The organism is Methanomassiliicoccus luminyensis B10, assembly GCF_000308215.1.
GTDB classification, from domain to species: Archaea; Thermoplasmatota; Thermoplasmata; order Methanomassiliicoccales; family Methanomassiliicoccaceae; genus Methanomassiliicoccus; species Methanomassiliicoccus luminyensis.
In genome coordinates this window covers 327,306-353,588 of the sequence record NZ_CAJE01000012.1, presented here as the reverse complement: position 1 = coordinate 353,588, position 26,283 = coordinate 327,306, and the positions used below count along the sequence as shown (strand labels likewise).

25 protein-coding genes, 1 tRNA gene and 1 pseudogene are annotated in these 26,283 nt (G+C 60.1%); 10 read left to right on the top strand and 17 right to left on the bottom strand.

All coding sequences use genetic code 11. From position 1 onward, the window contains the following. Window positions 1–5: 5 nt before the first annotated feature. A complete protein-coding gene (locus WYS_RS04705; protein WP_019177015.1) occupies window positions 6–2,384 on the top strand; it encodes a Lon protease family protein in 2,379 nt (792 codons plus the stop codon). 266 nt (window positions 2,385–2,650) lie between these two features. Here the strand turns inward: WYS_RS04705 and yjjX are convergent, their stop codons facing one another. The 5 genes from yjjX to WYS_RS16220 all read right to left on the bottom strand — a co-directional run bounded on the left by yjjX (window position 2,651) and on the right by WYS_RS16220 (window position 6,893). Next, window positions 2,651–3,619 carry an inosine/xanthosine triphosphatase gene (gene yjjX / locus WYS_RS04700; protein WP_019177014.1) on the bottom strand — a complete coding sequence of 323 codons (969 nt, stop codon included), beginning with the start codon at window positions 3,617–3,619 and terminating at the stop codon, window positions 2,651–2,653. 7 nt (window positions 3,620–3,626) lie between these two features. Next, window positions 3,627–3,824: a DUF2116 family Zn-ribbon domain-containing protein gene (locus tag WYS_RS04695; protein WP_162137698.1), complete on the bottom strand. Its 198-nt coding sequence runs from the start codon at window positions 3,822–3,824 to the stop codon at window positions 3,627–3,629. Between the two features lie 163 nt (window positions 3,825–3,987). Beyond that, window positions 3,988–4,596 (bottom strand): tRNA (pseudouridine(54)-N(1))-methyltransferase TrmY, encoded by a 609-nt coding sequence (gene trmY, locus WYS_RS04690; RefSeq protein ID WP_019177012.1) that lies wholly within the window; start codon window positions 4,594–4,596, stop codon window positions 3,988–3,990. Next, window positions 4,593–5,930 carry a signal recognition particle protein Srp54 gene (locus tag WYS_RS04685; RefSeq protein ID WP_019177011.1) on the bottom strand — a complete coding sequence of 446 codons (1,338 nt, stop codon included), beginning with the start codon at window positions 5,928–5,930 and terminating at the stop codon, window positions 4,593–4,595. The genes trmY and WYS_RS04685 overlap by 4 nt, the downstream gene beginning before the upstream one ends. A 120-nt stretch (window positions 5,931–6,050) precedes the next feature. Next, window positions 6,051–6,893: a cache domain-containing protein gene (locus WYS_RS16220; protein ID WP_394296329.1), complete on the bottom strand. Its 843-nt coding sequence runs from the start codon at window positions 6,891–6,893 to the stop codon at window positions 6,051–6,053. 142 nt (window positions 6,894–7,035) lie between these two features. On the opposite strand from WYS_RS16220, the gene WYS_RS16215 reads away from it, so the two are divergent. Continuing rightward, window positions 7,036–7,608 carry a QueT transporter family protein gene (locus tag WYS_RS16215; protein WP_019177009.1) on the top strand — a complete coding sequence of 191 codons (573 nt, stop codon included), beginning with the start codon at window positions 7,036–7,038 and terminating at the stop codon, window positions 7,606–7,608. A gap of 18 nt (window positions 7,609–7,626) precedes the next feature. Here the strand turns inward: WYS_RS16215 and WYS_RS14420 are convergent, their stop codons facing one another. The 5 genes from WYS_RS14420 to WYS_RS04650 form a co-directional block, all read right to left on the bottom strand. Beyond that, on the bottom strand, window positions 7,627–8,277 hold the full coding sequence (locus WYS_RS14420) for an MBL fold metallo-hydrolase (RefSeq protein WP_019177008.1): 651 nt from the start codon (window positions 8,275–8,277) through the stop codon (window positions 7,627–7,629). A 235-nt stretch (window positions 8,278–8,512) separates the two neighbouring features. Beyond that, window positions 8,513–9,382: a coiled-coil protein gene (locus WYS_RS04665; protein ID WP_026068806.1), complete on the bottom strand. Its 870-nt coding sequence runs from the start codon at window positions 9,380–9,382 to the stop codon at window positions 8,513–8,515. A gap of 110 nt (window positions 9,383–9,492) precedes the next feature. Then, complete coding sequence (locus WYS_RS14415; protein WP_336603350.1) at window positions 9,493–9,879, bottom strand: winged helix-turn-helix domain-containing protein; 387 nt, start codon at window positions 9,877–9,879, stop codon at window positions 9,493–9,495. Between the two features lie 223 nt (window positions 9,880–10,102). Beyond that, entirely contained in the window at window positions 10,103–10,465 is a 363-nt protein-coding gene (locus tag WYS_RS14410; RefSeq protein ID WP_019177005.1) for an ArsR/SmtB family transcription factor, read from the bottom strand. A 158-nt stretch (window positions 10,466–10,623) separates the two neighbouring features. Beyond that, on the bottom strand, window positions 10,624–12,240 hold the full coding sequence (locus tag WYS_RS04650; protein ID WP_019177004.1) for an RAD55 family ATPase: 1,617 nt from the start codon (window positions 12,238–12,240) through the stop codon (window positions 10,624–10,626). 134 nt (window positions 12,241–12,374) lie between these two features. Here WYS_RS04650 and purB point away from each other — a divergent pair, with 134 nt between their 5' ends. The 8 genes from purB to WYS_RS04615 all read left to right on the top strand — a co-directional run bounded on the left by purB (window position 12,375) and on the right by WYS_RS04615 (window position 19,637). Continuing rightward, entirely contained in the window at window positions 12,375–13,751 is a 1,377-nt protein-coding gene (purB, locus tag WYS_RS04645) for an adenylosuccinate lyase (RefSeq protein WP_019177003.1), read from the top strand. Between the two features lie 119 nt (window positions 13,752–13,870). Further along, window positions 13,871–14,827, top strand: a complete 957-nt coding sequence (locus tag WYS_RS04640) for a daunorubicin resistance protein DrrA family ABC transporter ATP-binding protein (protein WP_019177002.1) — start codon at window positions 13,871–13,873, stop codon at window positions 14,825–14,827. Beyond that, complete coding sequence (locus WYS_RS04635; protein ID WP_019177001.1) at window positions 14,820–15,578, top strand: ABC transporter permease; 759 nt, start codon at window positions 14,820–14,822, stop codon at window positions 15,576–15,578. Before WYS_RS04640 ends, WYS_RS04635 begins: the two co-directional genes overlap by 8 nt. A gap of 350 nt (window positions 15,579–15,928) precedes the next feature. After that, the gene (locus WYS_RS16350; RefSeq protein ID WP_201798846.1) at window positions 15,929–16,159 is read left to right on the top strand and encodes a hypothetical protein; all 231 of its coding nucleotides are present in this window, start codon (window positions 15,929–15,931) and stop codon (window positions 16,157–16,159) included. A 65-nt stretch (window positions 16,160–16,224) separates the two neighbouring features. After that, window positions 16,225–16,935: an RNA-guided endonuclease InsQ/TnpB family protein gene (locus tag WYS_RS04630; protein WP_238540772.1), complete on the top strand. Its 711-nt coding sequence runs from the start codon at window positions 16,225–16,227 to the stop codon at window positions 16,933–16,935. Window positions 16,936–17,101: 166 nt separating this feature from the next. Continuing rightward, window positions 17,102–17,174: transfer RNA gene (locus WYS_RS04625), tRNA-Ala, on the top strand. 205 nt (window positions 17,175–17,379) lie between these two features. Then, complete coding sequence (locus tag WYS_RS04620; RefSeq protein WP_162137696.1) at window positions 17,380–18,492, top strand: AAA family ATPase; 1,113 nt, start codon at window positions 17,380–17,382, stop codon at window positions 18,490–18,492. A 233-nt stretch (window positions 18,493–18,725) separates the two neighbouring features. After that, the gene (locus tag WYS_RS04615) at window positions 18,726–19,637 is read left to right on the top strand and encodes a cation diffusion facilitator family transporter (protein WP_019176999.1); all 912 of its coding nucleotides are present in this window, start codon (window positions 18,726–18,728) and stop codon (window positions 19,635–19,637) included. A gap of 69 nt (window positions 19,638–19,706) precedes the next feature. On the opposite strand, the gene WYS_RS14405 is transcribed toward WYS_RS04615, so the two are convergent. The 7 genes and pseudogenes from WYS_RS14405 to WYS_RS04580 all read right to left on the bottom strand — a co-directional run bounded on the left by WYS_RS14405 (window position 19,707) and on the right by WYS_RS04580 (window position 26,282). Next, on the bottom strand, window positions 19,707–20,453 hold the full coding sequence (locus WYS_RS14405) for a class I SAM-dependent methyltransferase (protein WP_019176998.1): 747 nt from the start codon (window positions 20,451–20,453) through the stop codon (window positions 19,707–19,709). Window positions 20,454–20,490: 37 nt separating this feature from the next. Continuing rightward, window positions 20,491–21,306, bottom strand: coding sequence for a pseudouridine synthase (locus tag WYS_RS14400; protein ID WP_019176997.1), 816 nt, complete (start codon window positions 21,304–21,306; stop codon window positions 20,491–20,493). A gap of 78 nt (window positions 21,307–21,384) precedes the next feature. Continuing rightward, a complete protein-coding gene (locus WYS_RS14395; RefSeq protein ID WP_019176996.1) occupies window positions 21,385–22,677 on the bottom strand; it encodes a DEAD/DEAH box helicase in 1,293 nt (430 codons plus the stop codon). A 141-nt stretch (window positions 22,678–22,818) separates the two neighbouring features. After that, window positions 22,819–23,010: pseudogene (locus WYS_RS16615) on the bottom strand (type I restriction enzyme endonuclease domain-containing protein); the annotation flags it as partial. A 207-nt stretch (window positions 23,011–23,217) separates the two neighbouring features. Further along, window positions 23,218–24,315, bottom strand: coding sequence for a uroporphyrinogen decarboxylase family protein (locus WYS_RS04590; protein WP_026068804.1), 1,098 nt, complete (start codon window positions 24,313–24,315; stop codon window positions 23,218–23,220). Window positions 24,316–24,530: 215 nt separating this feature from the next. After that, window positions 24,531–25,112 carry an acetate uptake transporter gene (locus WYS_RS04585; protein WP_019176993.1) on the bottom strand — a complete coding sequence of 194 codons (582 nt, stop codon included), beginning with the start codon at window positions 25,110–25,112 and terminating at the stop codon, window positions 24,531–24,533. 78 nt (window positions 25,113–25,190) lie between these two features. Further along, the gene (locus tag WYS_RS04580) at window positions 25,191–26,282 is read right to left on the bottom strand and encodes a uroporphyrinogen decarboxylase family protein (RefSeq protein WP_081579828.1); all 1,092 of its coding nucleotides are present in this window, start codon (window positions 26,280–26,282) and stop codon (window positions 25,191–25,193) included. Window position 26,283: the final 1 nt, after the last annotated feature.

Here is a 26,283-nt window from a genome sequence, read left to right as displayed (position 1 = left end):
ACCACATGGTCGAGGAGCTCTCCTATGAACAGGTCCGCAGGGCCTGCCCCGAAGTGACCTTCGAATGCGACAGCAGCGCCGAACTGTCTCCCCTGGACGAGATAGTGGGCCAGGACCGGGCCATGCGGGCCCTGAACTTCGGCCTTCGCATGGGCGGCAAGGGGTTCAACGTCTTCGTCACCGGCCAGCCGGGGACGGGGAGGCGGACCACCATTCTAGAATCGCTAAAGGAGCTTGCGGCGACCCGGCCGGTGCCGCCCGACCTCGTGTACGTGCAGAACTTCCAGGACAATTCCCGCCCCAACGCGCTGACGCTCCCGGCCGGCATGGGCCGCAAGCTGAAGGATGCCATGGAGAAGTTCGCCAATTCCATACAGCCCGCGCTGAGAGAGGCGTTCGAGAGCCAGGACTACGCCAAGAGGCGCGAGGCCACCATGCAGAAGATAAATCGGGAGAGGGACGAGATCGTCCACAGCATCAACACCATGGCCCAGGCGGCCGGCTTCATCGTCCAGCCGTCGCAGATCGGGCTCGCCCTCACCCCCGTCAACGAGGAGGGGAAGCCGCTCACCGACCAGGAGATCGCGCAGCTGCCCCCCGCTCTCCAGAAGAAGATCCAGCAGGACCGGGAGGCCCTGAACTCCAAGATCGGGGACGCCTTCCGGCCGATGCAGGAGCTGGTCCGCAAGGTGGACAGCGAGCTGCAGGCGATGAACCGCCAGGTGGCCGCGTACGCCATCGCCCCCTACCTGGAAGGCATCAAGAGCATGTTCAAGCCCAACGACGAGGTCCAGTCGTACCTCAAGGACGTGGAGAACGACATCCTGGAGAACGTGCTGCTGTTCATGGTGGCGGCCCAGAAGGAGGCCGGAGCGCCGGGACAGGTGCCGGTCGATCCCATCCGCGATTACCACGTCAATCTGGTGGTGGACAATTCCAATCTCAAGGGAGCGCCGACGGTCCTGGAGAACAATCCGACATACCCGAGGCTGTTTGGGGCCACCGAGAAGGAGGCCAGGTTCGGGACGCTCGTCACCGACTACACCTTGGTGAGGCCAGGAGCGGCCCACCGCGCCAACGGCGGGTTCCTGGTGATCCCGGTGGAGAGGATGTTCCAGGACCCCCTGGTGTGGGAGGGATTAAAGCAGACCATTTCCAACGGCGCTCTGGAGACCGAGGACTTCGCCTCCCGCATGGGGTACATAATCACCAAGACCCTCCGGCCCGAGCCGGTGGTCTTCGACGCCAAGATCGTGCTGCTCGGAAATCCCCAGACGTACGGCATTCTGTATAACATGGACCCCGACTTCCGGGAGCTGTTCAAGGTCAAGGCCGACTTCGACACGGTGATGCCGAGGGAGGACAAGAACGTCGAGAGGTACGCCAGGTTCATCTGCGGGCTGTGCAACAAGGAGGGGCTGCTGCACCTTGACTCCTCGGCGCTGGCGGCGATAGTGGAATATTCATCGCGCATGGCCGATGACCAGGAGAAGCTGTCCACGCAGTTCTCCCTCATCGCCGACATCATTCGGGAGGCGAACTTCTATACGGTGGAGGAGGGGGCCAAGTTCATCGGCCGGAAGCACATCAACAAGCAGCTGGAGGAGAAGACCTACCGATCCAACCTGATCCAGCAGAAGATCGAAGAGCTCATTGCCGAGGGGACCGTCCTGCTGGACATCGCCGGCAAGAAGGTGGGGCAGGCCAACGGCCTCGCCGTACTGAGCACCGGTGACTTCGCGTTCGGCAGGCCGTCGAGGATAACCGCCAGCGTCGGGGTGGGCCGCGAGGGCGTCATCGACATCGAGCGCATGGCCCAGATGGGAGGGCCGACCCACACCAAGGGCATCGGCATCCTCACCGGGTTCCTCAACGAGCGCTATGCCACCAATGCCCCGCTGAGCCTGTCGGCCCGCCTGGTGTTCGAGCAGTCCTACTCCGGCGTGGACGGGGACAGCGCCTCCAGCACCGAGCTGTACGCTCTCCTCTCGGAACTGTCGGGGCTGCCCATCCGGCAGGACCTAGCAATCACCGGCTCCGTCAACCAGAAGGGGGAGGTCCAGGCCATCGGTGGGGTGAACGAGAAGGTGGAGGGGTACTTCGAGGTGTGCAAGCGGCTCGGCATCACGGGGACCCAGGGCTGCATGGTGCCCGCGTCCAACGTCAAGAACCTCATGCTCAAGGACGAGGTGGTGGAGGCCATCAAGGCCGGCAAGTTCCACATCTACCCGATCGGGACCATCGACCAGGGCATCGAGATGCTGACCGGGGTGAAGGCGGGGAAGAGGAGGAAGGACGGGACCTACGACAAGGGGAGCGTGAACGACCTGGTCCAGAAGCGCCTGGAGGACATGGCCGGCAAGGTCAAGGAGTTTCATCCATGATATCATTAAAACTGTGAACTATTTATAATTCCAAACCCATCCCACCTTCGGGATGGCAAATGCACTTAATCATACGCAAGATCAAGGATATCGCGTACCGCAAGGAAGCCAGACGCAGCCGGTCGGACGAATGGTTCGCGCAGCCCGCACCGCGAGCGGTCCGGGACTCGATGCCAGCACGTGCTGGATGCTCCTGAACGACAGATAGGCGATGCGAGAGCTTCGCGCGCCGCGAACATCATTGACAGGAGCTTGGCTGAGGTCCGTCAAAGGTCCGGGTAGAGGTCCCTCTTTATGCGCGGCACCATCGCCGCCAGGACCGCCTGCTCGGCCAGCTCGGTCCTCTTGAGGACGCCGTTGGTGAGGTAGCTTATCGCGCCTTCCTTCTTCCCGTCCTTCTCCCACGAGTACAGCTCTCGGAACGACCTGCCCACTGTCCAGCCCTCGTTGACCCTCTCCGCCACGGCGGGAGGGTAGCGGAACCCGGAGCCATGGCCGACAGTATAGTGGCCGCGCTTGTCGATCACGGCGCAGTACTGGACGTCGTAGAGGCCGTCGGGAGCATCGAATACGCCCGCTTCGAGCCCGATACCGAAGTCGGCGGGGCCGATCGATTCCCTGGCCCGCTCCATCGCTCCCTGGCGGGTCTGTTCTCCCCTTGGTTGCTCCGGGACGGAGGTGACGACCTTTACCCCCCTGACCTCGACGCTGGAGTACAGCTTCGTGAGGACGTTCCGCACTGCGTCGATCTTGATGCGGTTGTCGGAGCCGACGTTGACGACCAGCGGGCGGAGCAGCCTGCCCTCTCCGTCGATCTCACCGGACATGATGCGGCCGGATGATATGGGCACGCAGTCCTCCGCCAAGACATGAGGCGTCATGACCAGCTCCAGAGGTTCCAGCCCCTTCTCCCGCCTGGCGTCGTTGATGGCCACGGCCCCCGGCAGGGTCTCGGGGGATATCACCAGAACGGACACGTCCGAGCTTTGGTCGGTGTTGCCGGCGGGGGTGTCGATCGGCACGACCGCCCAGGGGCGGCCTTTGGCGCGCAGGTAATCCTCCAGCTCGGTCCGGCGCTGTTCATAGGGTATCACCTTCTCCTTGCGCCCCGCGGCGAAAGCGTCGGTGGTAAGGCCGACGACCACCTCGTCCCCCGACAAGAACGCTTTATCCAGCAGGGCCTTGTGGCCGCGGTGGAGCGCGTTGAACGTGCCTCCCACGCCGACCTTTCTCATCCCCGCCTCACTGGAACTGCAGCGCGATGATCGCTATGACCAAGACCACCAGGCTGACCGCGTAGAGCAGCATGAGCTGGCGTTTTCGCTTCTTCATGTTGACGCCGTGGGAACCGCTGCACTCCTCCGAGCAAAAGCGGCCCTCGCCGATGTAGGCCTTGCCGCACTGGGCGCAGTGGCTGTGCTGCGGTATCTTCTCTACCATGATGCTCCCCATGGCCCCCTGGCGATAAAAGGTTATTCTTACTTTCCGGCCGTTGGCCCACGGCCAGGCCAATGGGTGAACAAAGGCTCGGGGGAAGGTTTGCGACGTCTCGCGGCGCCTTCGGATTCATCGCGAGGATGAACGACGGTCATCGCCGTACTGTTCAGGCGCCCAGTTCCTTGTCCGGTGCGGCGCGGTCCATCTCGCTGTGCACCAGGATGATGCAGTGGTCCGCGTGCAGCGACAGGGGGCCGAGGGTGATGATGTCCGGGTCGAAGGTCAGCAGAAGTTCCTCTTCCTGAGCGGTTAGGTCCTGGTGGTCGGAGATGACGAAGGTGACGTCACCCTCGAACTTCCGCCCTCGCACGTCCTCGCCCGTCTCCTTGAGGTACACGAGCTTGCTCTTCGAGGCAAGGTCCTTCAGCACGTCCTCCAGGGGGCGCTTGGAAACGTAGATCCCGGGCGACGACTTGGTCTCCTCGCCCACCATATCCTTCAGCAGGGCGTTGCGCACCAGCGCGCCGGTGGACCGCTCGTCGGGGTTCAGGTACCGGATCTCCTGACCGGAGATGCGGATGGTCCGGGGCGGGGTCGGGGGGCCCTGCAACACCAGGTAGATCTCGGCGTCCTTGCGGATGCCGTGGGACAGGAAGAAGGTGGAGTTGACGCACCGCAGCAGGATGTCCAGCCGTCCTGCGCCGCCGGCCATGTCGTCGAGCTTGAAATCGCCGGACGTCGAGGCCTTGTGCCCCACGATGACGAACCGCCTCATTGCATGCCCAGCTCCCCGGACTGGAACTGCTTCATGAGCTGCTTGCGGAACTTCCGGTTGCCCATGAAGCCCTTGACCGCCTTCTTGGACATGTTATACTGCTTCAGCAGCTCGCGGACGTCCTTAGCTTCCACCCCGGCGCCCTTGGCGATGCGGGTGATCCTGGTGGACTTTATGAGCTTGGGGTCATCCATCTCCTCCTCGGTCATGGAGTCCATGATGTACTTGAACTTCTTGAGCTTCTCCTGGGACTGCTCCATATCCACCTTGTCCCCCATGGTGTTCATCCCGGGGAGCATGGACACCAGCTTCTTGAGCGGGCCCATGGAGGTGAGCATCTCCATCTGCTCGTACATCTCGGTGAGGGTGAACCGCCCGGACATCATCTTCCTGACCGCTTCCTGGGCCTCCTCCTCATTGATGTTGTCCTTGGCAGCTTCAAGCAGGGTCTGGAGATCGCCCATGCCCAGGAGCCTGGATATGAACCTGGTGGGGTCGAACGGCTCCAGGTCGACGAGGTGCTCCCCCGTCCCGATGAACACGATGGCGGCCTGGGTCTGCGCCACCGCCGACAGCGCGCCGCCTCCCTTGGCGGTGCCGTCCATCTTGGTGATGATGACGCTGGTCACGCCCACGGCGTCGTGGAACGCCTTGGCCTGGGGGCCGGCCTGCTGCCCCACGGAGGCGTCGAGGACCAGGATGCGCTCGGTCGGCTTGGCCACGTCGGCTACCCGCTTCAGCTCGGCGATGAGGTCGTCCTCCAGGGCGTGGCGCCCCGAAGTATCGATAATGACCACATCGGTACTGGCGAAGTGCTCCATGCCATCCTTGACGATCTTGGCAGCGTCCTTCTCGCCCGGCTCCCCGTAGAACTGGATGTTGACCTTCTCGGCCACCTGCTTCAGCTGGTCGTACGCGGCCGGCCGGTGCACGTCAGCGGCGATGACCCCGACCTGAAGGCCTTTCTTGTGGAAGTACCTCCCCAGCTTGCCTGTGGTGGTCGTCTTTCCCTGCCCGTACAGGCCGACCATCATGATGGTCTGCTTGGCGATGGGCAGCGGCCGGGGGGTCCCGAGGATCTTTATGAGCTCGTCATAGATGATCTTAACAACGTGCTCCTTGGGGCTGGTACCAGCGGGAGGCTTCTCCGTGAGGGCCCTGTTCTCCACCGACTTGGTGAGCTCGAGGACCAACTTGACATTGACATCGGCCTGCAGCAGGGCACGCTGGATATCTCTGGATATCTCCTTTACCAGCGCCTCGTCGATATGGCTGGCCCCGGTGATCTTCTTAAGGACATTGCGCAGTGACTGTCCCAAGCCTTCGAGAACCATCTATGATACCTGCCACATTGAGCGTGGACCGGTGTTTTAAAGGTTGCCATCCATTTCGGCCGGTCCGCCGCCGATAATGGCACCCAATGCCGGACCGAAACCTCTCCCCCAATGCCGCCATTACGCGGCGGCCATGTGGACCGCCACCGACCATCGGGCCTCCAGGGCGCTTACGGTGGTCCAGTGGATGAGCTTGGTCACGGTGCCCCCGGAGCCGGCAAAATCATACTGGCCGCTGCCGCTGGTGTTCCCCACCATCATGCTCGATATCGTCCTGACCTGGGGGTAATCCTCGAACATGGGATCGGTGAAGACGTCCTTGCCCACCTGGGTCGTGTCTGGATCGTACAGTATCACGCCGTCGCTCTGCTGGACCATCGCGCTCATGCCGTTCAGCGATCTCGATATGTTCTCCATCATGTGGTCCGGCCTGAAAAGGGTGGAGATGGCGCCTGATACCACGCCGTTCGAGTCGACCACCGGATAGGCCACCGTCACAGCCCAGAACCCCTCCAGCGTGAGGAAGAGGCCGCTCACGATAGGCCTGTTGTCGTCCATGAGCAGGACCACCGGATCGTTGGCATTGAGGGTGGTCCCGGACATCCACCGCCATGGCTCGGGCCCGATGGCCAGGACCTTCCCGCTGCGGTCGCAAGTGAGGACGTCGATGGCATACTCGGAGCTGGCCAGAGTGTCATTGACAACGGTGCGGGCCAGGCTCCCGTTGAGGTCCTGGCCGGCCAGCCGGGCGGCGCCCTCCGAGGTGGCCTGGTCCAGAACGCTCAGCTCCTCCTGGAATTTCGAGGACACCGCGATCAGCGCCGTGACCATGTCCGCCCGCTGCTCCGATCCCCTGAGCTTCGCGTCCGTCGTTCTCTTGTCCGTGACCACGACGGCCAGCGCCGCCGATTCTATTACCACCAAAGCGACCGCCACCGCGAAAGCGATCTTCAGAGTTCGCACCTGGACCAATCCGCCCGACCTCGCTCCGGACATCAAGATTCGAGAATATTATAAATCGCACCCCATGCGACAAGCTGCTCTTGGGGGATGCCCCCGACCCGTTCAGAGGCAGATTTATCTGGACGGATATTATCTCCTCGGCATGACCCCATCGATTCTCGGGGAGATGTTCGGCAAGCGGGGGCTGCAAGTGGCCCTGGTGACCGCGGTCCTGTACGCCGTTCTGCTCATACCGTTCAAGCAGTTCGTCATCGTGGACGCCATCACCGAGATTCGCCCCGCCGGGGCCGTCCCCGTGGCCATGGCCATACTGTTCGGGCCCGGCGCGGCGCTGGGCTCAGCGGTCGGCAACCTCATAGGGGACATCCTGGGCGGGACTCTCACCATGGGCAGCATCGGGGGTTTCATCGGCAACTTCACTCTCGCCTTCGTGGCGTGGCTGGTGTGGGACGAGCTGGGATCGGGGTCCAAGTACTGCTTCGACCTCCGCTCCGCCGGGCACTATCTTATCGCTGTCATCGTGTCCAGCGTGGCCTGTGCCGTCATCATCGCCGTCGGACTGGAAATGTTCGGCCTGGTCGACCTGGTCACCGCTTTCGGGATAATATCCCTCAACAACCTGGTATGGACCTGCACTCTGGGGACCGCCGTGGTCTGGCTGGCATATCCCCGGCTGGCGAGATATCGCTCCGACCGCGCGGCCGGGGCGCGTTAGGCTGCGCCAGCGGCGGTCTCATTCGAGGGCCATCTCTTCCCCCGGTCTGAGCACCCGCACCGCCGTCGTGGGTGCTCTTTTCTCCACCAGCTCCTTGAACTCCAGGGGGTCGGCCTTGAGCATGTGCATGGGAACCACGATCCTGGGCCTTATCCGCTCGACCGCCTCCGCCGCCTCGCCGATATCCATGGTGAACTTGCCGCCGATGGGCAGGAAGGCGATGTCGATGCCGCCGAGCGAGCTCATCTCTTCTATCAGCCCGGTGTCCCCGGCGTGGTAGATGGTCTTGCCGCCCATGGAGATCACGTACCCCACCCCCGCGCCCTTCCGGTGGTACGTGATGCGCCGGCTCCCTGATGAGTTGTAGGCGTGAACAGCGTTGATGGCGATGCCCTTTACGTCCACGCTCTCGCCGGGATTGATGATGATCCTGCGCGGCCCGAGCTTTCGGCGGGACTTTTCGGTCCCGACCGCCAGGGTGTCGGCGCCGGTGAGCCGGGCCACGGTCCCGCGGAGAACATGGTCCCAGTGGTGGTGCGTCACCAGTATGAGATCGGCCTTGGGAAGACCGAGGCCCCTGCCGAGGGGGCCGGGGTCGAAGTACACACATCTGTCAGGGGTCCGGAGCTGGAAACAGGACCGCGACAGGTGCTTGATCGTCAGGGCCATTTCACAGACTGGATCGCATAAGCCAGAAGAAATAGATATGCTCCAGGAATGGCACCAAAAAGGAAGTGGGAAGGGCTAGCTCTGTCAGAAGGGATGGGATGCACTCTGTAAACTAGCCCAACGCTTCCCGCTCCTAATATTCACTCTAGGCTATTTATAGATTTTGCCCGTCACCTAAAAATTTATAGAACAAAAATAAATGAAACGCTAGAAGGGGTTTGGGAAGGAACATTGTTCAAAGGTAGCCTGACTTCTGCAGGGCCATGAGGTCGTCGGTGCTGAGCTTCTCGCCGGCCTTGAACTTCTCGAAGATCTTCTCGGCCTCTTCCTTGGCGGAACTCTCATCCTCTTTCTTCTTGGCCTTGCGAGCCTTCTGCCTCATCCCGGCGATGATCTTGTCGTAGTCGTGGACCTGCCGGATGTTCTCGATATGCTTCTTGTGCTCTTCGTCGGCGTTGAGCTTGTTGGCGATGAATGATTCCTGGGCGCCATCAGCTTCCTTCCTCAGAGCATCGGCCTGCTCGTACAGGCCGATCATGGCGTCGTGCTCGGTCTGAGCCTTCTCGGCGCACTCGGAAACGGCCTTGTGGTGCGACTCCGCCTGCTCTTTGGCCTCGCGGAGCTCCTTCACGGCGTCCTTGATCTCCTCATTCTGATCGTAAGCCTTCTCCCTCTCCCGGATCTGGGCCTGCAGCTCGCCCATCTGATCGATGAGCTCCTGCTCCTTGTCCTTGGACAGGGTGGAGGTCATGTGCTTGAACTCAAGGTTCTTGAGCTCCTTCTTCAGCTTCGAGATGGGAGGACCGTTCTTGGGGAGATTGTCCTTCTTGACCTTGGTCACCTTCTCGTTCAGCTCGTTGACCACTTTGTTCCACTTGTCGCGCTCTTCCTTGGCCTCGCGGACCTTCACGTTCAGTTGGTCGCGGGACTCGCGGTGCTTGGCGGCCTGGTCAACAAGCTCTCTTACCTTAGCGTTCAGGGCGTCTCTCTTCTCAACCCATTCCCTGGTCTTCTCATTGAGCTCATCACGAACACGGCGGTGCTTTTCCGCCTCAGTGTTATGCAATTGACGCTTCTGTTCGAGCTCCTCCAAGAGTTCAGTCATACGTTCACACTCAATAGCAAGCGATAAAATGGCTTGGCAAAAAAGGACATACTGACACTTGTTTATATTATTTACGATTGGACAACGATATCATTTTGAACTAGCCAGGATTACTTTTTCTGGTTGTCCTCGGCTTCCTCGTCAAGCTCGTTCTCATTGCCACCTGGGGACTCGTCCTTGGACGGCTCGAGCTGCACCTCGTGCCAGTCGGTGCCGAAGCGGTCAGCGCCCCCGGTCTTGAGCTGGAACTTCACCCTGAGATGCCCGTCCTCGAAGAACACGTAGGCGTTCTTGAGCATGGAGATGTAGTAGGAGACGCGCTTCCCCTGCTGGGACAGCCGCCTTTCATGGCATACCAGCAGGCCGGCGGCCTCGAGGTCCTTGATGCGGCGGTACGTGGCCGCGATGGGGATCCCGAACTTGTTGGCGATGTCCTGCGCCGAACGGGGCTGGCGTACCGTGGCCACTAAGATCTTGACCGCATATTCATCGGTCAGTAGCTGGGATACGCGCAGTACGTCTATGACTATCTCCCCATTTTAATCTAGAAATGGTTCTGGACCGGACATAAATGCTTCTCTGCTGCTGGCAGGAGATATCCGCATCAGGTCCGGATGCCCATCCCTGATTCTGGCCTGAAAAAACGATTTTGATTAATAATGATTTCGGGCGCTTCTATAAATAGTAGGACACAGCCAAACAGTTCGGCCCGAGCGAGGTTCAAGCGTGGTCGCCGGAAGCGGCGATGCCCTCTCCGACCCGGGACATCTCAGAATCAGGGATGTATTCGATATCCACGTTGAACTTTCCGCTGGAGAACGTCACCTTGGCGACGTTGACCGCGCACTGATAGTAGGAGACCTTCTTTCCTCGATAGACCTCCTCGTACCCGACGCACTTGATCAAGCCCAGCTCTTCCATCTTGGCCACCCTTCGGTAGGCGACAGCGATAGGTATGGCGCACGCGCGGCTGACCTGCTGCACCGACATCGGGTTCTTGAACGTCGCGGTGAGGATCTTGCCAGCGTACTCGTCGGCAATAAGTCTTGAGATCTCCTCATCGCGAGAGATGGTCCTGTCCATTGGGGTTGAATCGACGTACCCGTTAAAGAACTTGCCTCATAACTATCAGAATCGACAATATTAGTATTATCTATAAGAATAATTTTTTAGTAATGCCGGATTAATTATGCTGGCTATTCGTCCGTCCTTCGGGCGGCGCCCTCTTTGTTCAAGATGCCTCAGATCATGGGCACCAGCTTCGCCGAGGGGAGCTTACCCTCCTGGCCCTCGAAGTCGAGGTAGTAGTATGGGGTATGAGGCTTCATGCCTACCATCATCACGCATCCGCCCATGTTCTCGAACCTCAGGTGGATCTTGGCCTGCTCCCTCAGGGAGGCGAGGGAGCTGGAGGTCGAGGAAGCGATGGCGATGACCACGTGGCCCGCCCTCCTCATCCCGTCGATGTGCTGGAGGGTCCTCTTGAACACGTCCTGGCCGTACAGCCCCTCCATGACGTCGTAGCCGAGGATGCTCAGACGGGGGGCCTGGGATTCGGCCAGCATGTAGTTGATGCTGGACATGCGCAGGTCCTGGCCGGCGTCCTCGCCCTCTATGGCGGTGATGAACGGATAGCTGACCTCCTGCTCCTTCTCGGGGTCCAGGATGCGGAAGTTGGTCCCCAGGCTGCCGCCCACCAAGTGTCCCATCTGGGAGTTGACCAGCGAGTAGTCCGTGGCGTACATGGGTAGCCACACCACCCCGCGGCCCTTGGCCAGGAAGTCGGCCATGACGCCCAGCTCAAGGCACCGCACCACGTCCTGGTGCACGTCCAGTTCAAACTCCCACAGGATCAATGATCCCTTGGGGAAGCCGCCGACGTACTCGTCGAGGTACTTGTTGCCGGACGACACCGTCCGCATCGAGGGATCGTTCACCGGGGCGTGCTTGCCCATCTTCTCCGGTATCCGGACCCAGGTGGGCTCGAAGGCGTTCAGCCTGCCGCCGTACAAAGTGAAATAGTATTTCCACTGTTCGACCGACTGGCCGCGTAGCTTCTCTATCACCAGCTGGCGCATCCGCCGTCCGCTGCGGTCCTCCGACAGCATCTGAATAACCCCGTCGCCGAGATAATCGAGATCCGTCTTGCCCGAGCGCTCCAGCGTGTATAGGATGTTGGTGCCGGAGTTCTCCGCGAGGTCCTTCTGGAGCGTGTTGATGATCCTGGACTGGCTTATGCCATATCTCTCGGACAGCGCGTCGATGGAGTCGACCACCATGAGGGTCTTGTTGGGGAGGTTCGCTTCGGCCAGATCGTAAGCGACCTCCAGCTCCGGGAGCATCACCCCCAGGTCCAAGGTGATCTCCTCGTCGGTGACATCGCCAAAGAACCCGCCCTCCTCTTCGGCCCCGACCTCTCCCGCCTCCACCTGGCCTTCCAGCTTTTGCAGCTCCGACCGCACCACCATAAGCTTGTTGTCGTGAGTGTTCAGCGCGCGGAGGAGGTCCTTGGCCGCTTGCAGGGTGACCTGCTGGCGCGCCGCGGACTCGGGGGCCTCGGGCACATCCTTGGCCCTCTTCAGGAACGTCTTTCCCGCCTTCAGGATGTCGTCCCTCTTGGTCCGCTCTCTCACCCAGGGGAACTGGCGGAACAGCGCCTCGTCGGAGACGCGGGTGGAGAGGTAATAATCCGGCATCTCTTCGGACGTTTCCTCGATTATCTGGAGGGCCAGGGTGGTCTTGCCAGTGCCGGCGTCCCCTTTTATCATCATGGAATGGCCGCCCGAGGACCTAAGGAACTCCAGGATGACCTTGGGGATGTTGCCTTTCTGCTTCTCCGCCGCGGGGATAGATACCATGCGCTGCACCTATACTTAAATTAGACAGCTTTCAATATTAACCATATCCCTATAAACTTTTTGCGCTGGGTCCGTGGCGCCGATAAAATGGGCGGGGGCGACCATACTTTTAAATCAGCCCGTTTTTATCCTCGATGGGTGACGTCATGCTCATCTGCCCATTAGACTATCGATACGGAAGGGAAGAGATGAAGGCGGTATTCTCCGAGGAGAGCCGCCTGAACGCCCAATTACTGGTAGAGGCAGCGTTGGCCAGGGCCCAAGCGTCCGTGGGGAACATTCCCCGGACCGCGGCCGATGAGATCACCAGGAAGGCTGTCCCCGAGATCGTGACGCTGGACCGGGTCAAGGAGATCGAGGCGGAGACCAAGCACGATGTCATGGCCATCGTAAGGGCGCTATCGGAGCAGTGCGAGGGCGACGCCGGCAGGTACGTGCATCTGGGGGCTACGTCCAACGACATCGTAGATACCGCCACCGGGCTGGAGTTCAAGCACGCCCTGGACATAATCGAGGCCGACCTGGACAAGCTCATCCTTACACTTGCACAGCTGGCCAAGAAGCACCGTTCCACCGTGGAGATCGGCCGCACCCACGGGCAGTTCGCCATTCCCACGACGTTCGGGTTCAAGATCGCCGGGTACGTGTCGGAGATGCTGCGCCACCGCGACAGGGTCAGGGAGCTGAAGGCCCGCGCCTGCGTGGGCAAGATGTCCGGGGCCATCGGCACGGGGGCAGGTTTCGGCGAGAAGTTCTTCAAGGTCCAGGAGGCGGTCATGAAGGACCTCGGCCTCGGGATCGAGGATGCGGCCACCCAGATAGTGTGCAGGGACCGCTATTCCGAACTGGTGTTCGTGCTCGGGCTCATAGCCACCTCGTGCGAGAGGTACGCCACCGAGGTCAGGAACCTCCAGAGGTCGGAGATCGGCGAAGTGTCCGAAGCGTTCGACGTGAAGAAGCAGGTCGGCTCTTCCACAATGGCTCAGAAGAAGAACCCCATGCTGTCGGAGAACGTATGCGGCCTGGCGAGGGTGGTGCGCTCGTACATCGCCCCGCAGATGGAGTCCATGGTGCTGTGGCACGAGAGGGACCTGACCAACTCCTCGGCGGAGAGGTTCATCCTGACGCACGTAGCGGTGCTCACCGACGACATCCTGTACAAGATGATCGACGTGTTCGCCCACCTCAATGTCTATGAGAAGAACATGCGCCGAAACATCGACTCCGCCAACGGGTTCATCATGGCCGAGTCGGCGCTCCTGTCCCTGGCCGGAAAAGGTCTGGGAAGACAGGAGTCGCACGAGCTGGTGCGCCAGATTGCGATCCGGGCGGAGGCGGAGGGCAAGGGCCTGAAGCAGGCGCTGCGGGAGAGCAAGGAGGTCATGAGCCTGCTCTCCCCTCAGGAGCTGGACGCCGCCATGGACCCCGACAACTATGTGGGGAGCGCCCCGCAGATGGTGGACCAGGTCGTGAAGGCGGCGGAGAGGGCCCTAGGCAAGAAGGTGGCCTGAGCGTCTCGGCCCGGCAGGCTCCGCCCCCCTTCCCTCTTTTATTCCTTTTCGGCAAAAAAGATATCATGGCCCGGTGCCTATTGAGTCAATAGGCTTCTCCCCGAGGCCGGTGCTTTGCCTTGTATGCCATCGATGTTAAGGACCTGTACAAGAGGTTCGGCGATTTCCAGGCCCTGGGGGGCATCAGCTTCGAGGTGAACGATGGGGAGACCTTTGGGTTCCTGGGGCCGAACGGGGCCGGCAAGACCACCACCATCAGGGTCCTCACCGGCATCGTCCCTCCCACCGGCGGGAGAGCGGAGATATTCGGGAAGGACATCGCCAAGGAGACGGTGGCCGCCAAGAGGATGATGGGCATCGTCCCGGAGACCTCGAACATCTACGACGACATGACCGCCTGGCAGAACCTAATGTTCGCCGCCGAGCTGTACTCCGTGGGAAGGTCGTCCCGGGAGCGAAGGGGGAGGGAGCTGCTCCATACCATGGGGCTGTGGGACCGCAAGGACAGCAAAGCCCGCGGCTTCTCCAAGGGCATGAAGAGGCGACTGACCATCGCCATGGGGCTGATCAACGAGCCGCGGCTCCTGTTCCTGGACGAGCCGACCTCGGGACTGGACGTGCAGAGCAACCTGATCATCCGGGACATGATACGCGACCTCAACTCCCGGGGCGTGACCATCTTCCTGACCACGCACAATATCGAGGAGGCCAACCTCACCTGCGACCGCGTGGCCATCATCAACCACGGCAAGATCGCGGCCATCGATTCGCCCGAGAGGCTGAAGGGCGCCATACAGAGCGTGCAGTCGGTGGAGGTCGCTTTTCAGAGGAACGTGCCGGAGTTGGAGGGGCACCTCATGGCCATCCCCTGCGTTCATGAGGTGCGCAAGGAGGGCGACAAGTTCCGCCTCATCACCGAGGACCCGCCGTGCGCGATCGCCGACCTGGCCGAGTATGCCAGACAGCACGATAACCCCGTCATCAGCCTGAACACCTACGGGCCCAGCCTGGAGGACGTCTTCATCAAGCTGACCGGGCTGGAGCCCCAGGCCCGAGGGGTGAAGGCCATTGACTGATGGTCTCGGGGCGGCGAGGCTGCGCAACGAGCTTACGGCGGCGTGGGCCATCTGCAAGAAGGACGTGCTGATCTATTATCTCCGCCCGAGCATCATCGTGTCCGGTCTGCTGTTCCCCCTGTTCATGTTCCTGGCGTTCGCGGTCGGCCGCCCCCTGGGGGCGGAGATCATAATCCCCGGGCTCATCTCCATCACCCTCCTGTTCTCCGCATCCTCCATCGAGCCGGTGTCCATTCCCATCGAGAGAAGGATGCGGACCTTCGACCGCCTGGTGTCGGCGCCCATCTCACTGAACGCGGTGGTGCTGGGGGAGAGCCTCAGCGGCTTCCTGTACGCGCTGGGCATCGCCCTGGTCCCGCTGGTGGCGGGAATGCTCCTGCTGGACGGCACCATCGTCAGTGCCCTTCCGCTGCTGGTGGGGGCGCTGCTCACATCGTTCTGCTTCGCCACCATGGGCACGCTGTCCGCGGCGTATCCCACCGAGAGCCCCGGCGACATCATGTCCATATTGAACCTGGTGCGCTTCCCCCTGATATTCATCTCCGGGGTGTTCGTGTCCATCGCCGAGCTGCCGGAGGCCGCGCGGTGGATCGCCTACCTCTCCCCGCTGACGTACGGGAACGACCTCATCCAGAGCGCCTTCACCGGCCGCTCCAACATCGACCCGCTCATCGACGTGGCGGCGCTGGCAGCGTTCACCCTGGTGTTCCAGATCGCCGCGGACTGGCTGTACAAGAGGAATATCGAGTGAGGATTGTCCCTCTTTGGAGGTGCCGCCCGTCATCGAGGCCGGCATGGCGATCTCCGGGGTTGTGAACGTTCGACGTCTTCGGGTTTCCATCTCGGTGCTGGACGCTCTCAGCGGCCATTGTATTTTCGCCCAACCTTCCATAATCCATTTTATATGCCCTGCTTTATCGAGCAATGGGAACAGAGGGGAGGTAGGCAGTGCGAGAAACAGGAAGAGCCAAGCACGGCCAGAGGTATCCTCCCTCAGATCGAGGTCCGGTAGCGGACCGAACTTTCTGAGCAGATGATCTTCTTGCCACTGGCGCGCTTCGGTCTCTTTTATGCGCTGGGTCCGGTCGAGGATGTGAGCTCATGCTCTTGACGTACAACGTAAAGCACAACAGGGACCTCAGCGTCGAGTTGGCCAAGGCCAGGCAAGTGGCGGAGTATGCTCTCCGCGTTGGTTACGGGACATCTAAGGACGTCAAGGACATTGGCCTGCCCTCAGCGATATCTGGTCAAGTGCTCAGGAAGTACTCTCGCAACTACAGGCTCAAGGAGACAACGTGCTGCTGTCCCTCTATGGCAGGGACGCAAGGGTGAGCGTGGACCATCGAGAACTGTACATACCATGCCTCAAGCTCCGCCTTGACATAAGCCATCTGCCATTGTTCGAGAAGGTAAACCATATAGAACTGGACAAAGAATACGCGCACGTTATGGTTACGGTCAACGAGCTGCCGATATGCGAGGTCGAGCAGTGGGTCGGTATCGATCTAAACTCAACCGGACACGTCGCCGTTGTAGCTAACCCATCCACGGGTAAGGTCCAGAAGTACGGCAAGGAAGTGCCGCACATCCACAAGAAGTACTCCAAGATGCGGAATAACCTCAACAACGAAGGCTACCCTAAAGTAGCCAAGGAGAAGATAAGGAATAAGGAGAATAGGATATCCAAGGATTTGAACCACAAAATCTCAAGAGAAATTGTGAACAATGCAGCTCAGCAAGGGTGCGGTATAAAAATGGAACGGCTGAGCGACATACGAACGACCGCACGCACATCCAAATCGACCAGGGCCTCGCTGCACAGTTGGTCGTTCTATCAGATACAAATGATGATAGAACATAAAGCCAAGCTGCGCGGGGTACCGGTCGCCTACGTTGACCCTGCTTACACCAGCCAACAGTGCTCACGCTGTGGCAGGATAGGTAACAGGAACGGCAAGGATTTCTCGTGTCCCCATTGCGGGCACGTTGACCACGCTGACGTGAACGCGTCATTCAACATCGCGCTGCGTCCTCCTCTGGGAGAAGGTAATGGTCGATTGCATGCAGACAGGGATGCATGCAAAGGGCGCATTGATACCCCTCAGTAAGCAACGGAATGAACGATGCTAATCTTAGAATCCTACAGATTGATGTGTGGGAGTGTCAACGCCTTCGCAATGCCTCACCAACTCATCTGGGCGTATGCTACATGGACGAGTGGCCTTCCGACCACAAAAGATTATATCTGTCCTGGCATTACACTCCCCCAGCATTGGGCAGATAGATCAGCTGGAAGATCGCGACATTCGCAATGTCGAGGCCGCGGGTTCAAATCCCGCTCTGTCCACCTTTATTTCATAATAATAAGTATCTAGCCTCTAGAGATATTTGTCGGCAAGTCACTTCAGAAGTACCGTCGATAGTAACTATCCGAACTGCGGACACGCGACTACATAGGCAGTAAATCCTATATAGGCATAAATCCCTATACCGAAGCCGAGACCATGCCCCCTCCGTTCATTGTTGGCCGGCCAGCGACAGGCGATTATTTCGTGGACCGGGAGGACGAGATAAAGCGACTATTGATCTTGGTCGAGGGGGTGCAGAACGGAGCTGCCAGCAATTCCGTCATCGCTGGGTTGAGACGAACAGGCAAAACATCGGTGCTATACCAGATCTCCGAACATTTGGACTCGAACAAGAAGATCATCCCGGTAATCGTGAACTGCTACGGTATCGCCTCGAAACCGCGGCTTGCTAGGATCCTCATCGACAGCGTCATTGATAGCTATGTAAAGAAGACGGGAGACAAAGCCTATCTCCGCAGGTTCAAGATCATCGTGGATGAGGCGGCCAAAGCGGCCTCCGAAAGAGTGAGCGAGGTCTCGCTCCGGGACTTCACCGTCAAGCTGAGGGAGAAGGATGTCGACGAGGTCGCCCTCCTGGAGGACGCGCTGCGATTCGCTGAAACGCTGGCTGGCGAGAAGGAAGTTTATTTCCTCATAATGTTCGACGAGTTCCAGGACATCATCCGGTGGGGAGAGGGAACGCTGAAAAGGATGCGCACGGTCATACAGTCCCAGAGCAGGGTCTGCTACATATTCGCCGGTTCGGCCACCACCATAATGCACGAGCTGGTCTATGACACCCGCTCACCCTTCTACCGTCAGCTTGTCGAAGTACCGATCGGGAAGCTCCGGGAAGAGGTCGTCCATTCCTTCCTGGAGAAGCGGCTCGGCTCGGTGGGCATCAAGGCCAGCAACGCAGTGTCGTCCAGGATCGTGACGCTGTCGGAGGGGTTCCCCGATTACGTCCAGCGTCTGGGGTTGGAGCTCTATCTTTCCGTGGGTCCCGGCGGTTCGCTCACCGAGGCGGACGTCAACAAGGTGTACGAGGACATGCTCATCGGCCTGGACGGCGAGTTCGAAACGTATTTCAGCTCCTTTTCCCCGCTGGAGAGGGAGATACTGATCGCCCTGTCCCTCGGCATGGAGAAGCCGAGCGAGATCGCCCGGGAGGTCAGGAAGCCCATTGTGAACATCTCTAAGACCCTGAAGCTGCTGCTGAACTGCGGGGTCCTGGAGAGGCCTCGCACCGGATACTACAGGATGTCCGACCCAGTGTTCTTTGATTGGGTGCACCAGCGGTTCAAGACGATCAATTGAGCCCCCGCCCTCCGACGGTGGTCCAGGGGGTTCGGTATCGATGCGGGGCCGATAAACAAATATCCTTCATGTTCTGAAGAAGAGGGGCCTGGTGGTCTACAAGGCCGAGAACAGCGATTTCCTCAAGATCATGAAGGACAAGGTCTGAGTTTGGGATTAAGTACTTGCGCGGCCATCCACTGCCTCATCCTCGGAGGCTTCGTACGGCGGAACACGGCGAGTCAAAGATAGCGGTGGTAGCGGCCATCGCGAGCAACCTCATCATAGCGATCATAAAGTTCATCGCGGCGGCGTTCACCGGCTCATCGGCCATGATCTCCGAGGGCATACACTCGGTCGTGGACACCGGCAACGGCGGCCTCCTGCTGCTGGGGCTGAAGGACGCCGATAAGCCTGCTGACGAGGAGCACCCCTTCGGCCACGGCAAATCGCTGTACTTCTGGACAAATATCGTGGCCATCTCCATCTTCGGCATCGGCGGCGGCATGTCCCTCTATGAGGGCATCACCCATGTCACCTCAGTAGGTGAGCATACCGTCCTGGGCGACCCCACCGCAGCATACATAGTGCTCGCCATCGCGCTGGTAGTGGAAGGAGCGTCGTTCACCATCGCCGTCAGGCAGTTCATGAAGGCCAAAGGGAAGATGCGCGCGGGGGAGTTCATCCGGCGCTCCAAGGACCCCAGCCTCTACGCGGTGGTGTTCGAGGACAGCGCGGCCATGCTCGGCCTGGTGTTCGCGTTCCTGGGCATCTTCCTGGGCCACCTCTTCAACAACCCGTACCTTGATGGGGTAGCGTCCATCGCCATCGGTCTGCTGCTCATGAGCGTAGCCTGGTTCCTCGCTTCGCGTACCAAGGGGCTGTTGGTAGGAGAGGGCGTGAACCCGGACGAGCTGGCGGACATCCGGCGGAGAGTGGAGTCGGACCCGACGGTGCGGCGGGCCGGGGACATCCTCACGATGTACCTTGGTCCCCACGACCTCCTGATCAACATGGGGGTCTGCTTCGCCGACGGTGCCACCGACCAGGAGATGCACGCATCCATCCGCCGCATCGAGACCGACCTGCGCGCGGCGTACCCGGAAACGAAGCGCGTCTACATTGAGGCGGAGTCCCTGGCGAATCTGACCGTGTGCCCCCGATGATGGAGGCCAAGGCAGCCTCCGAGGACCAATGGAGCCGATCAGCGGTCCCGATCTCGATCTGATCAGAGGTCAGGTCTTGGTTGCCCAGATGATCCCCGCGGTCTCGAAGCTGAGCCGCCGGGCATGGATATCCGCATAATCATGTCTCTCGAGGGCCTTCGCGAAGGCGTCGAACCAATCCGTTCTGCGGATCAGGCTTGTCAATCCATCGTCGAACACGGTCCGGAAACCGATGAACAAGGCAGGGCCGACCCGGTTCATCGCGCGCGTGTATGCGTTCCATCCTGCCAGATACACTGGCTTCGTCGGCAGGATGAAATCGTGAGCGATGAACATTCCGCCCTTCCTCAGGCGGGGGCCGATGTTGTCGAGGAGCGCGTCGGGATCGACATATTTTGCCAGATACGAGGAGATCGCCGCGTCGAACTCGCCGTCCAGGGCCACTGTCTCGGCGTTCCCGAGGGCGGAGCGGGCCCGTATCCAGGGCTTCCTATCGATGCGCTTATCGTACTCCGCGAGGTAGTCAGGGGTGATGTCGACCCCCATAATCTCCGCGGCGGGGAACCTTCTTGCCAGGCGCTCCGTGAGTATGCCGGTGCCGCAGGCAAGGTCAAGGATCTTTCCCGGACCCGGGACCAGCTTGACGATCTCGGTCTTCCAATGCCTGTCGAGCCCGAGAGTGAAGATATTGACGACCCGGTCATAGCTCTTGCCGGTCCCCGAGAAGAATGAACTGACCAGCCTCTCCCTGGCGGCGGAATCATCATCACGCTCCGCGGTCCATGCCGCATCATTGGACGAAGGCCTCTCGCTCACGAAATGCTCTTTGTAAACCTGACCGTTAAAGAGTTACTCAACGGTACCGCTTCTCGCGGACCCCTTTTCCGCCGCTCGGCCGGGACGATCTCTCCTTTCCTCTCTTCTCGCTGTAGAACTGCCCCAGCGACTTCCGGAGGACGTCCTGCGGCACCTCATCAAGGCCGCCGCGCGGCAGCCTGCCTATCTTGAACGGCCCGTACTCCACGCGGACCAGGCGCGATATCTGCAGGCCCAGGTGGGCCATGATGTTGCGGACCTCGCGGTTCTTGCCCTCGCGGAGAGTGACCGAGACCCAGTGATGGGCGCCCTCGTCCCCTCTCTCCAGCACGATCTTGGCGCCTTCATACCGCACCCCGTCGATCTCCACGCCTTTGGCCACCGAGGCCAGCTTCCGGCTGTCGACGTCGCCCAGGACCCTCACCCGGTAGCGGCGCTGCCAGGCGTTCTGCGGGAGCTCGAGATGGCGGGCCAGCTCGCCGTCGTTGGTCAGGAGGAGCAGCCCCTCGCTGTTGATGTCCAGGCGGCCCACGCTCACCACGCGGCCGATCTCCGGGGGCAACCGGTCGTAGATGGTCGGGCGCCCCTGAGGGTCCCTGGACGTGGTGACGGCTCCGGGAGGCTTGTGATAGCGCCACACCCGGGTCTCCTCGGCCGCCTTCACCGGCTCCCCGTCGACCGTGATGACGCTCTTTCTGGTGACGTTCACTGCCGGGGAGGTCAGCACTTCGCCGTCCACGGCGACGCGGCCGTCGGCAATGAGCTTCTCGGCGTCGCGACGCGAGCATACGCCCGCTCTCGCAAGCACTTTGGCGACGCGCTCGCCTTCGAACGTGGAGGTGGTCTCGGGCATATCGATCAGACTAGAAGCTATCTCTTTAGTTGAGCGTTTGCATGCTCATCAAAGAATAGAGTGCGAAGACCCTTCATATCAGCGCGTTCTCGCACCGGAGGGCCTAGAGTCCTGGCGGGGGCGGTTGCCCCCGGCGGCGCGGGGCTTGAGGTGCCGCTTGCCGTCGTTCTTGGGACCTTGCGCGTTCTGCGGGGGGCGGTGAGAGTGCTTTTTGGGAGGAGTATCCCGGTTGGACGCGCGCGGCCCCCTTCCGGCACCGCTGCGGCGATCGCCGGGGGCGCGTGGCTTCGGCTCAAGCTCGGGCCGGCGCACGATCTCCAGCTCGATCTGCTCGATGGGCTTTCCGGTCCGGTTCTCGATGGCCTTGAGCATGCTCTTCTCCTCCGGAGTGAAGATCGTCACCGCCGTTCCCTTCATTCCCGCCCTACCGGTCCTGCCGATGCGGTGGACGTAGGTGTCGGCGTCGGCCGGCACGTCGAAGTTGACCACCAGGTCGACGTTGTCGATGTCCAGCCCCCGCGCCGCCACGTCGGTGGCGACCAGGATCCTGAGGGAGCCGTCCTTGAAGCTCTTGAGGATCCTCTCCCTCTTGTTCTGAGCCACGTTGCCATGGATCGCTCCCGCCGAGTACCCGCAGGCCAGCAACTTCTTCATGAGCCGGTCCGCTCTGTGCTTGGCGTTACAGAACACGATGCTCTTGGCCGAGTTGGTGTCCAGGATGGTGCACAGGGCGTCGCGCTTGAGGTCGTTGCCGACCACGATGTACTGCTGCGCGGTGAGGTCCAGCACCGGCTCGTCCTTGGAGACCAGGAGCTCCTGAGGATCTACCATCTGGTCCATGGCCAGGTCCCTTATGTCCTCGGACATGGTGGCGGAGAACATCAGGGACTGGCGCTTGTTCGGCACTCTTGCCAGGATATAATGGAGGTCCCTGGCGAAGCCCATGTCCAGCATGCGGTCGGCCTCGTCCAGAACGACCACGCTGACCTTGGAGAGGTCCAGGTCCTTGCGGTCGATGAGATCCTTGGCCCGTCCCGGGCACGCCACCACTATGTCCACACCGTGGCGGAGTTTGTCGATCTGAGGGGTGAAGCCCACGCCGCCATAGATGGGAACGCAGGTATGGCCGGTGTACTTGGCGAGCTTTCCGAGCTCCTCGGAGACCTGGTTAGCGAGCTCGCGCGTCGGCACCAGGACCAGCGTGGATGGTTTTTTCATCCCGGGCTTGGTCCTTTCCAGTATGATGGTGCCGAACGCGCCGGTCTTGCCGGTGCCGGTCTGGGCCTGGGCGAACATGTCGCCGCCGTCGAGACCCACCGGTATCGATGCTATCTGCACCGGGGTTGGCTCGGTCCAGCCCATGTCGCTCATTGCGCTGATGATCTTCTGTGAGATATGAAGTTCTTCGAAAGTTGTCATGATTGTTCACTCAGTGAGAAAGTAATTGATCTGTGAGAACAGATGCATCCAATCCCCGACCATGGTAGGCGTGCTGGTATTTATAAGCATTGATTAAGCCATGCCGAGATACAAAAATTCCGCTTGTTCCATCACAATGGTGACGGCCTTCTCATGCTTATCTGGGGAGTTGTTGTATTTCCGCAGGATGCGCTTGACCAGGCGGCGCATGTCGGCCCGAGTGCTCTCCCTGGCGCTCTTGTTGATGATGTCGGCGATATCCCTAGCGATGCTTTTGAGGACATTGTCCCCAGCACATTTACCGTAGCATCGTTCTTTCCCAGAGCATTATGGAAAGCGAACTCGGAGTAATCGACCTCTCCGGCCGACCATTCCACCTTCTCATACTGATGGATGCGGTGCTCCCTTCCTTTCCAATCCCGTTGCTCATCATGCCACCGCTCGAGATGAATGGCCGAGTCGCTCTGTCCAAGATAAAATTACTTGCGAGGCTCAGCGTGCTCCCATCGCTTTCCAATCGGGATCGTTGGCGGCGTAGTCTCTCGCGGCGGACACCAACGCGTGGATGTTGACGGGAGAGCTGTTCGGAGGTATCTCGCACCCCGGACCGACGAGATATCCTCTCCGGCATCTAGTGGCGGCGAACTTGAGCTTGTCGTAAGACTTCCTGTAGATCCAGTCGTAGTCGCCGATTAGGAAGTGCATGCACTCAATGTTTCCGGCTATAGTCATTTCCTTATCGAGCTTGCTGACGCATAGTTCCAGTGGTGTACGGAAATCGAAGTTGATGGTATACGTCCCCGGTACCTGGCCCCAGAAGTCAATGTTCTTGCTCTGGTCCCCGCAGGGATGAGATACGAACCGTTCAGCTCCTGCCTTTATGCTCTCCACTCTGTATTTCACCAGCGGGGGAAGGGCCAACTGTTTGAACCGCTTTGCGTTAATAAGGTCGTTCGAACAGCATACGGCTCCGTCAAAGAAAGTAACCTCCCCGAGCTCTCGCAGTGCGTATTTTACCACTTCGATCTCGAACTCTGCTACGATGTCAAGCGCCTTGGCCACCAGCGCGGGGTCTTGCTCGATCCACATAAGCATGGTGTCCATGCCAATGATGTTCCCTGCCCAGGTGAAGGGGTCGCCGGAGACCAGCATGGGGTTCCGATATCCATCGGGATAGTTGTCCAGAACATATTTCGCGCCGGCCACCAATCTGGGTATCTCTCCTGCCTTGGCAGGGTCGGGGACCTCCAAACGATCGATGTCCTCGAGCTTGGTCAAAGGATGCTTGGCAATCACAGGCGACTGCATCTTGGAATTGGCCCGAGGATACAGGAGCTTGCCCCCGAACTCCGCAGCTCCACAGGCGGGGTGTCCGAACACAGGCCCGCTGTCGAACCCGAAAAGTTCCTGGACCCTCAGGAACGCGCGGGCGTACTTGATGGGATCCTCGTAGCACTCCCCGATGGTCAAGACCCCAGTCATCCTGGGGACCAGTCCCATCGCCAGGACAGATATCCCCGGCCGGTCGGCCCGGCCGGTCTCATGGAGCGAGTTGATCCGCTCTTTCGGTGTCATTTTCTCTCGGAACACTCTGATCACCTCCGAGGCTCACCTTGCATCTATCGCGTCAACCCCACCAATGCGCCTACGGTCATCTAGCTCCCTGTGCCATATATTACTGTATTTCACAGATGTTGCACACAAGGAGCCTATTTCCAACGCCGATGTGTACTCGTGAACCATGCTCTTAGGAAAAAATGACAGGGGCCCAAATGTCAGTGAAAGGCCCCTGTCTTCGTTACGTTTCAGGCTTCCTTTCTGATCACCTCGCATTTCATCATCAGGGGGACGACCATTCTCCCGTAGACCGTGTTCAACGTGATCGCGCTTCCAAGGTACAGGGCCAGAATGCCGACGAACATGCCCCAAAGCCCAAACATGGTCAACAGGTTCGCATCACCCGTTGCCGCCTGGATGCCGACCATGAGGAACAATATCGCCGCCGAGAAGATCGTGATCGTCAGCAGGCGGCATGGCATCTTCATGGTGATCACGGCCAGGACGGCAATGAATAACGCGAAGACTATCATGAATGCGGCCACCTCGTTTGCTGTGGTGGCCGCTGTCAGGCCCATTGCTGGCAAGATATGGAACCCTGAGAAGGACCATACGAACACCGCTATTGCTCCGAAAGCGAACAAGGTGAAGGGTTCGCCCCGCTTGTACCCGATATAGGCCACCAACATGAACCCGAAACCGGAGAAGAATATGGTCGCCAGGACCATTCCCCCTACCGGGTATACGTTCAAGGCCGACAAGGCCAGAAGGATGGTCACCCAACCCAGCAGCATCGAGCCGAGCGCGTCCGGGCTCGCTGACGAGTCCACTATCCTTACCAGATTTTCTTTGTTAGCTTCAGCTATAGTAACACCTCTGTCATGTCCTCTAAAGTCCGCTAGCGGCCCTTACTTGGGACGGATCTCCTGCCACTCCTTGCTCTGAGCGAACTTCCTGGTTGCCTGGATCATCGCGGCAAGGTGCAGCGGAGGCGTGTCCGTGGGTATCTCGCAGCCAGGACCGACCATATATCCATGAGGGGCGTTGTACGCGGTGCGCAGGCTCTCCATGGTCTTCTGGTAGATCCAGCCGTAGTTGCTGTACTGGAACTTGGCCGGCTCGATGTTCCCGATCACCATGGTGGTGGGGCCAAACACCTTCACGCAAGTTTCCAGCGGAGTGCGGTAGTCGAAGTTGATGCCGAACGATCCCGGCACCCGGGCCCACATCTCCACGTTCTTGACCTGGTTCCCGCAGGGGTGCGCCAGGAAGCCGGGGATGCCTGCCTTCAGCGCTCCCTCCCTGACCTTTATGAGGTAGGGCAAGGCGAAGGTCTCGAACTGCTTGGGGCTGATGAGATCGTTTGCATCGCTAGGCCCGCCATCGAACAGCATGATCGGGCCAACCGTCTTCACGATGTACTTGGCCTGCTCGATGAGAAACTCCGTCACCCCCTTGAGCACCTTGTGCACGAGATCCGGCTGCTTGATCATCCACAGGAGCATAGTTTCCACTCCGACGGCGTTGCCGGCCCATGTGAAAGGCGTGCCGGTGACGATGGAGGGACTTTTATATCCATCAGGGAAGTTCTTGAGCACATACCTCGCGCCCTGACAGGTCTTCTCGACCTCCCCCGCGGTGGCCGGATCGGGAACCTCCATGGCATCGACCTTCTCTGGCGTGTTAAGGGGGTGGCTCCTTATCATGGGAGACTGCGATCGTGAGTCTGGGGCCGGATATGATATCGTCCCGCCGAACTCGGCCGCTCCGGAGCAGGCGTGCCCGAAGAGAGGACCAGTGTCAAAACCGAACAGCTGCTGTATCGGCAGGTAGGCCTTGGCGAATTTGACAGGGTCCTCGTAACACTCCCCAATAGTTAGTCCCGGGGTAAGCTTGGGTATCATGCCCATAGCAAATGCACCTACCCCCGGCCGGTCCGCCCATCCCGTCTGGTGAAGGGACATCAGACGCTCGAACGGGGTCATGGTCTCGGTCCACATC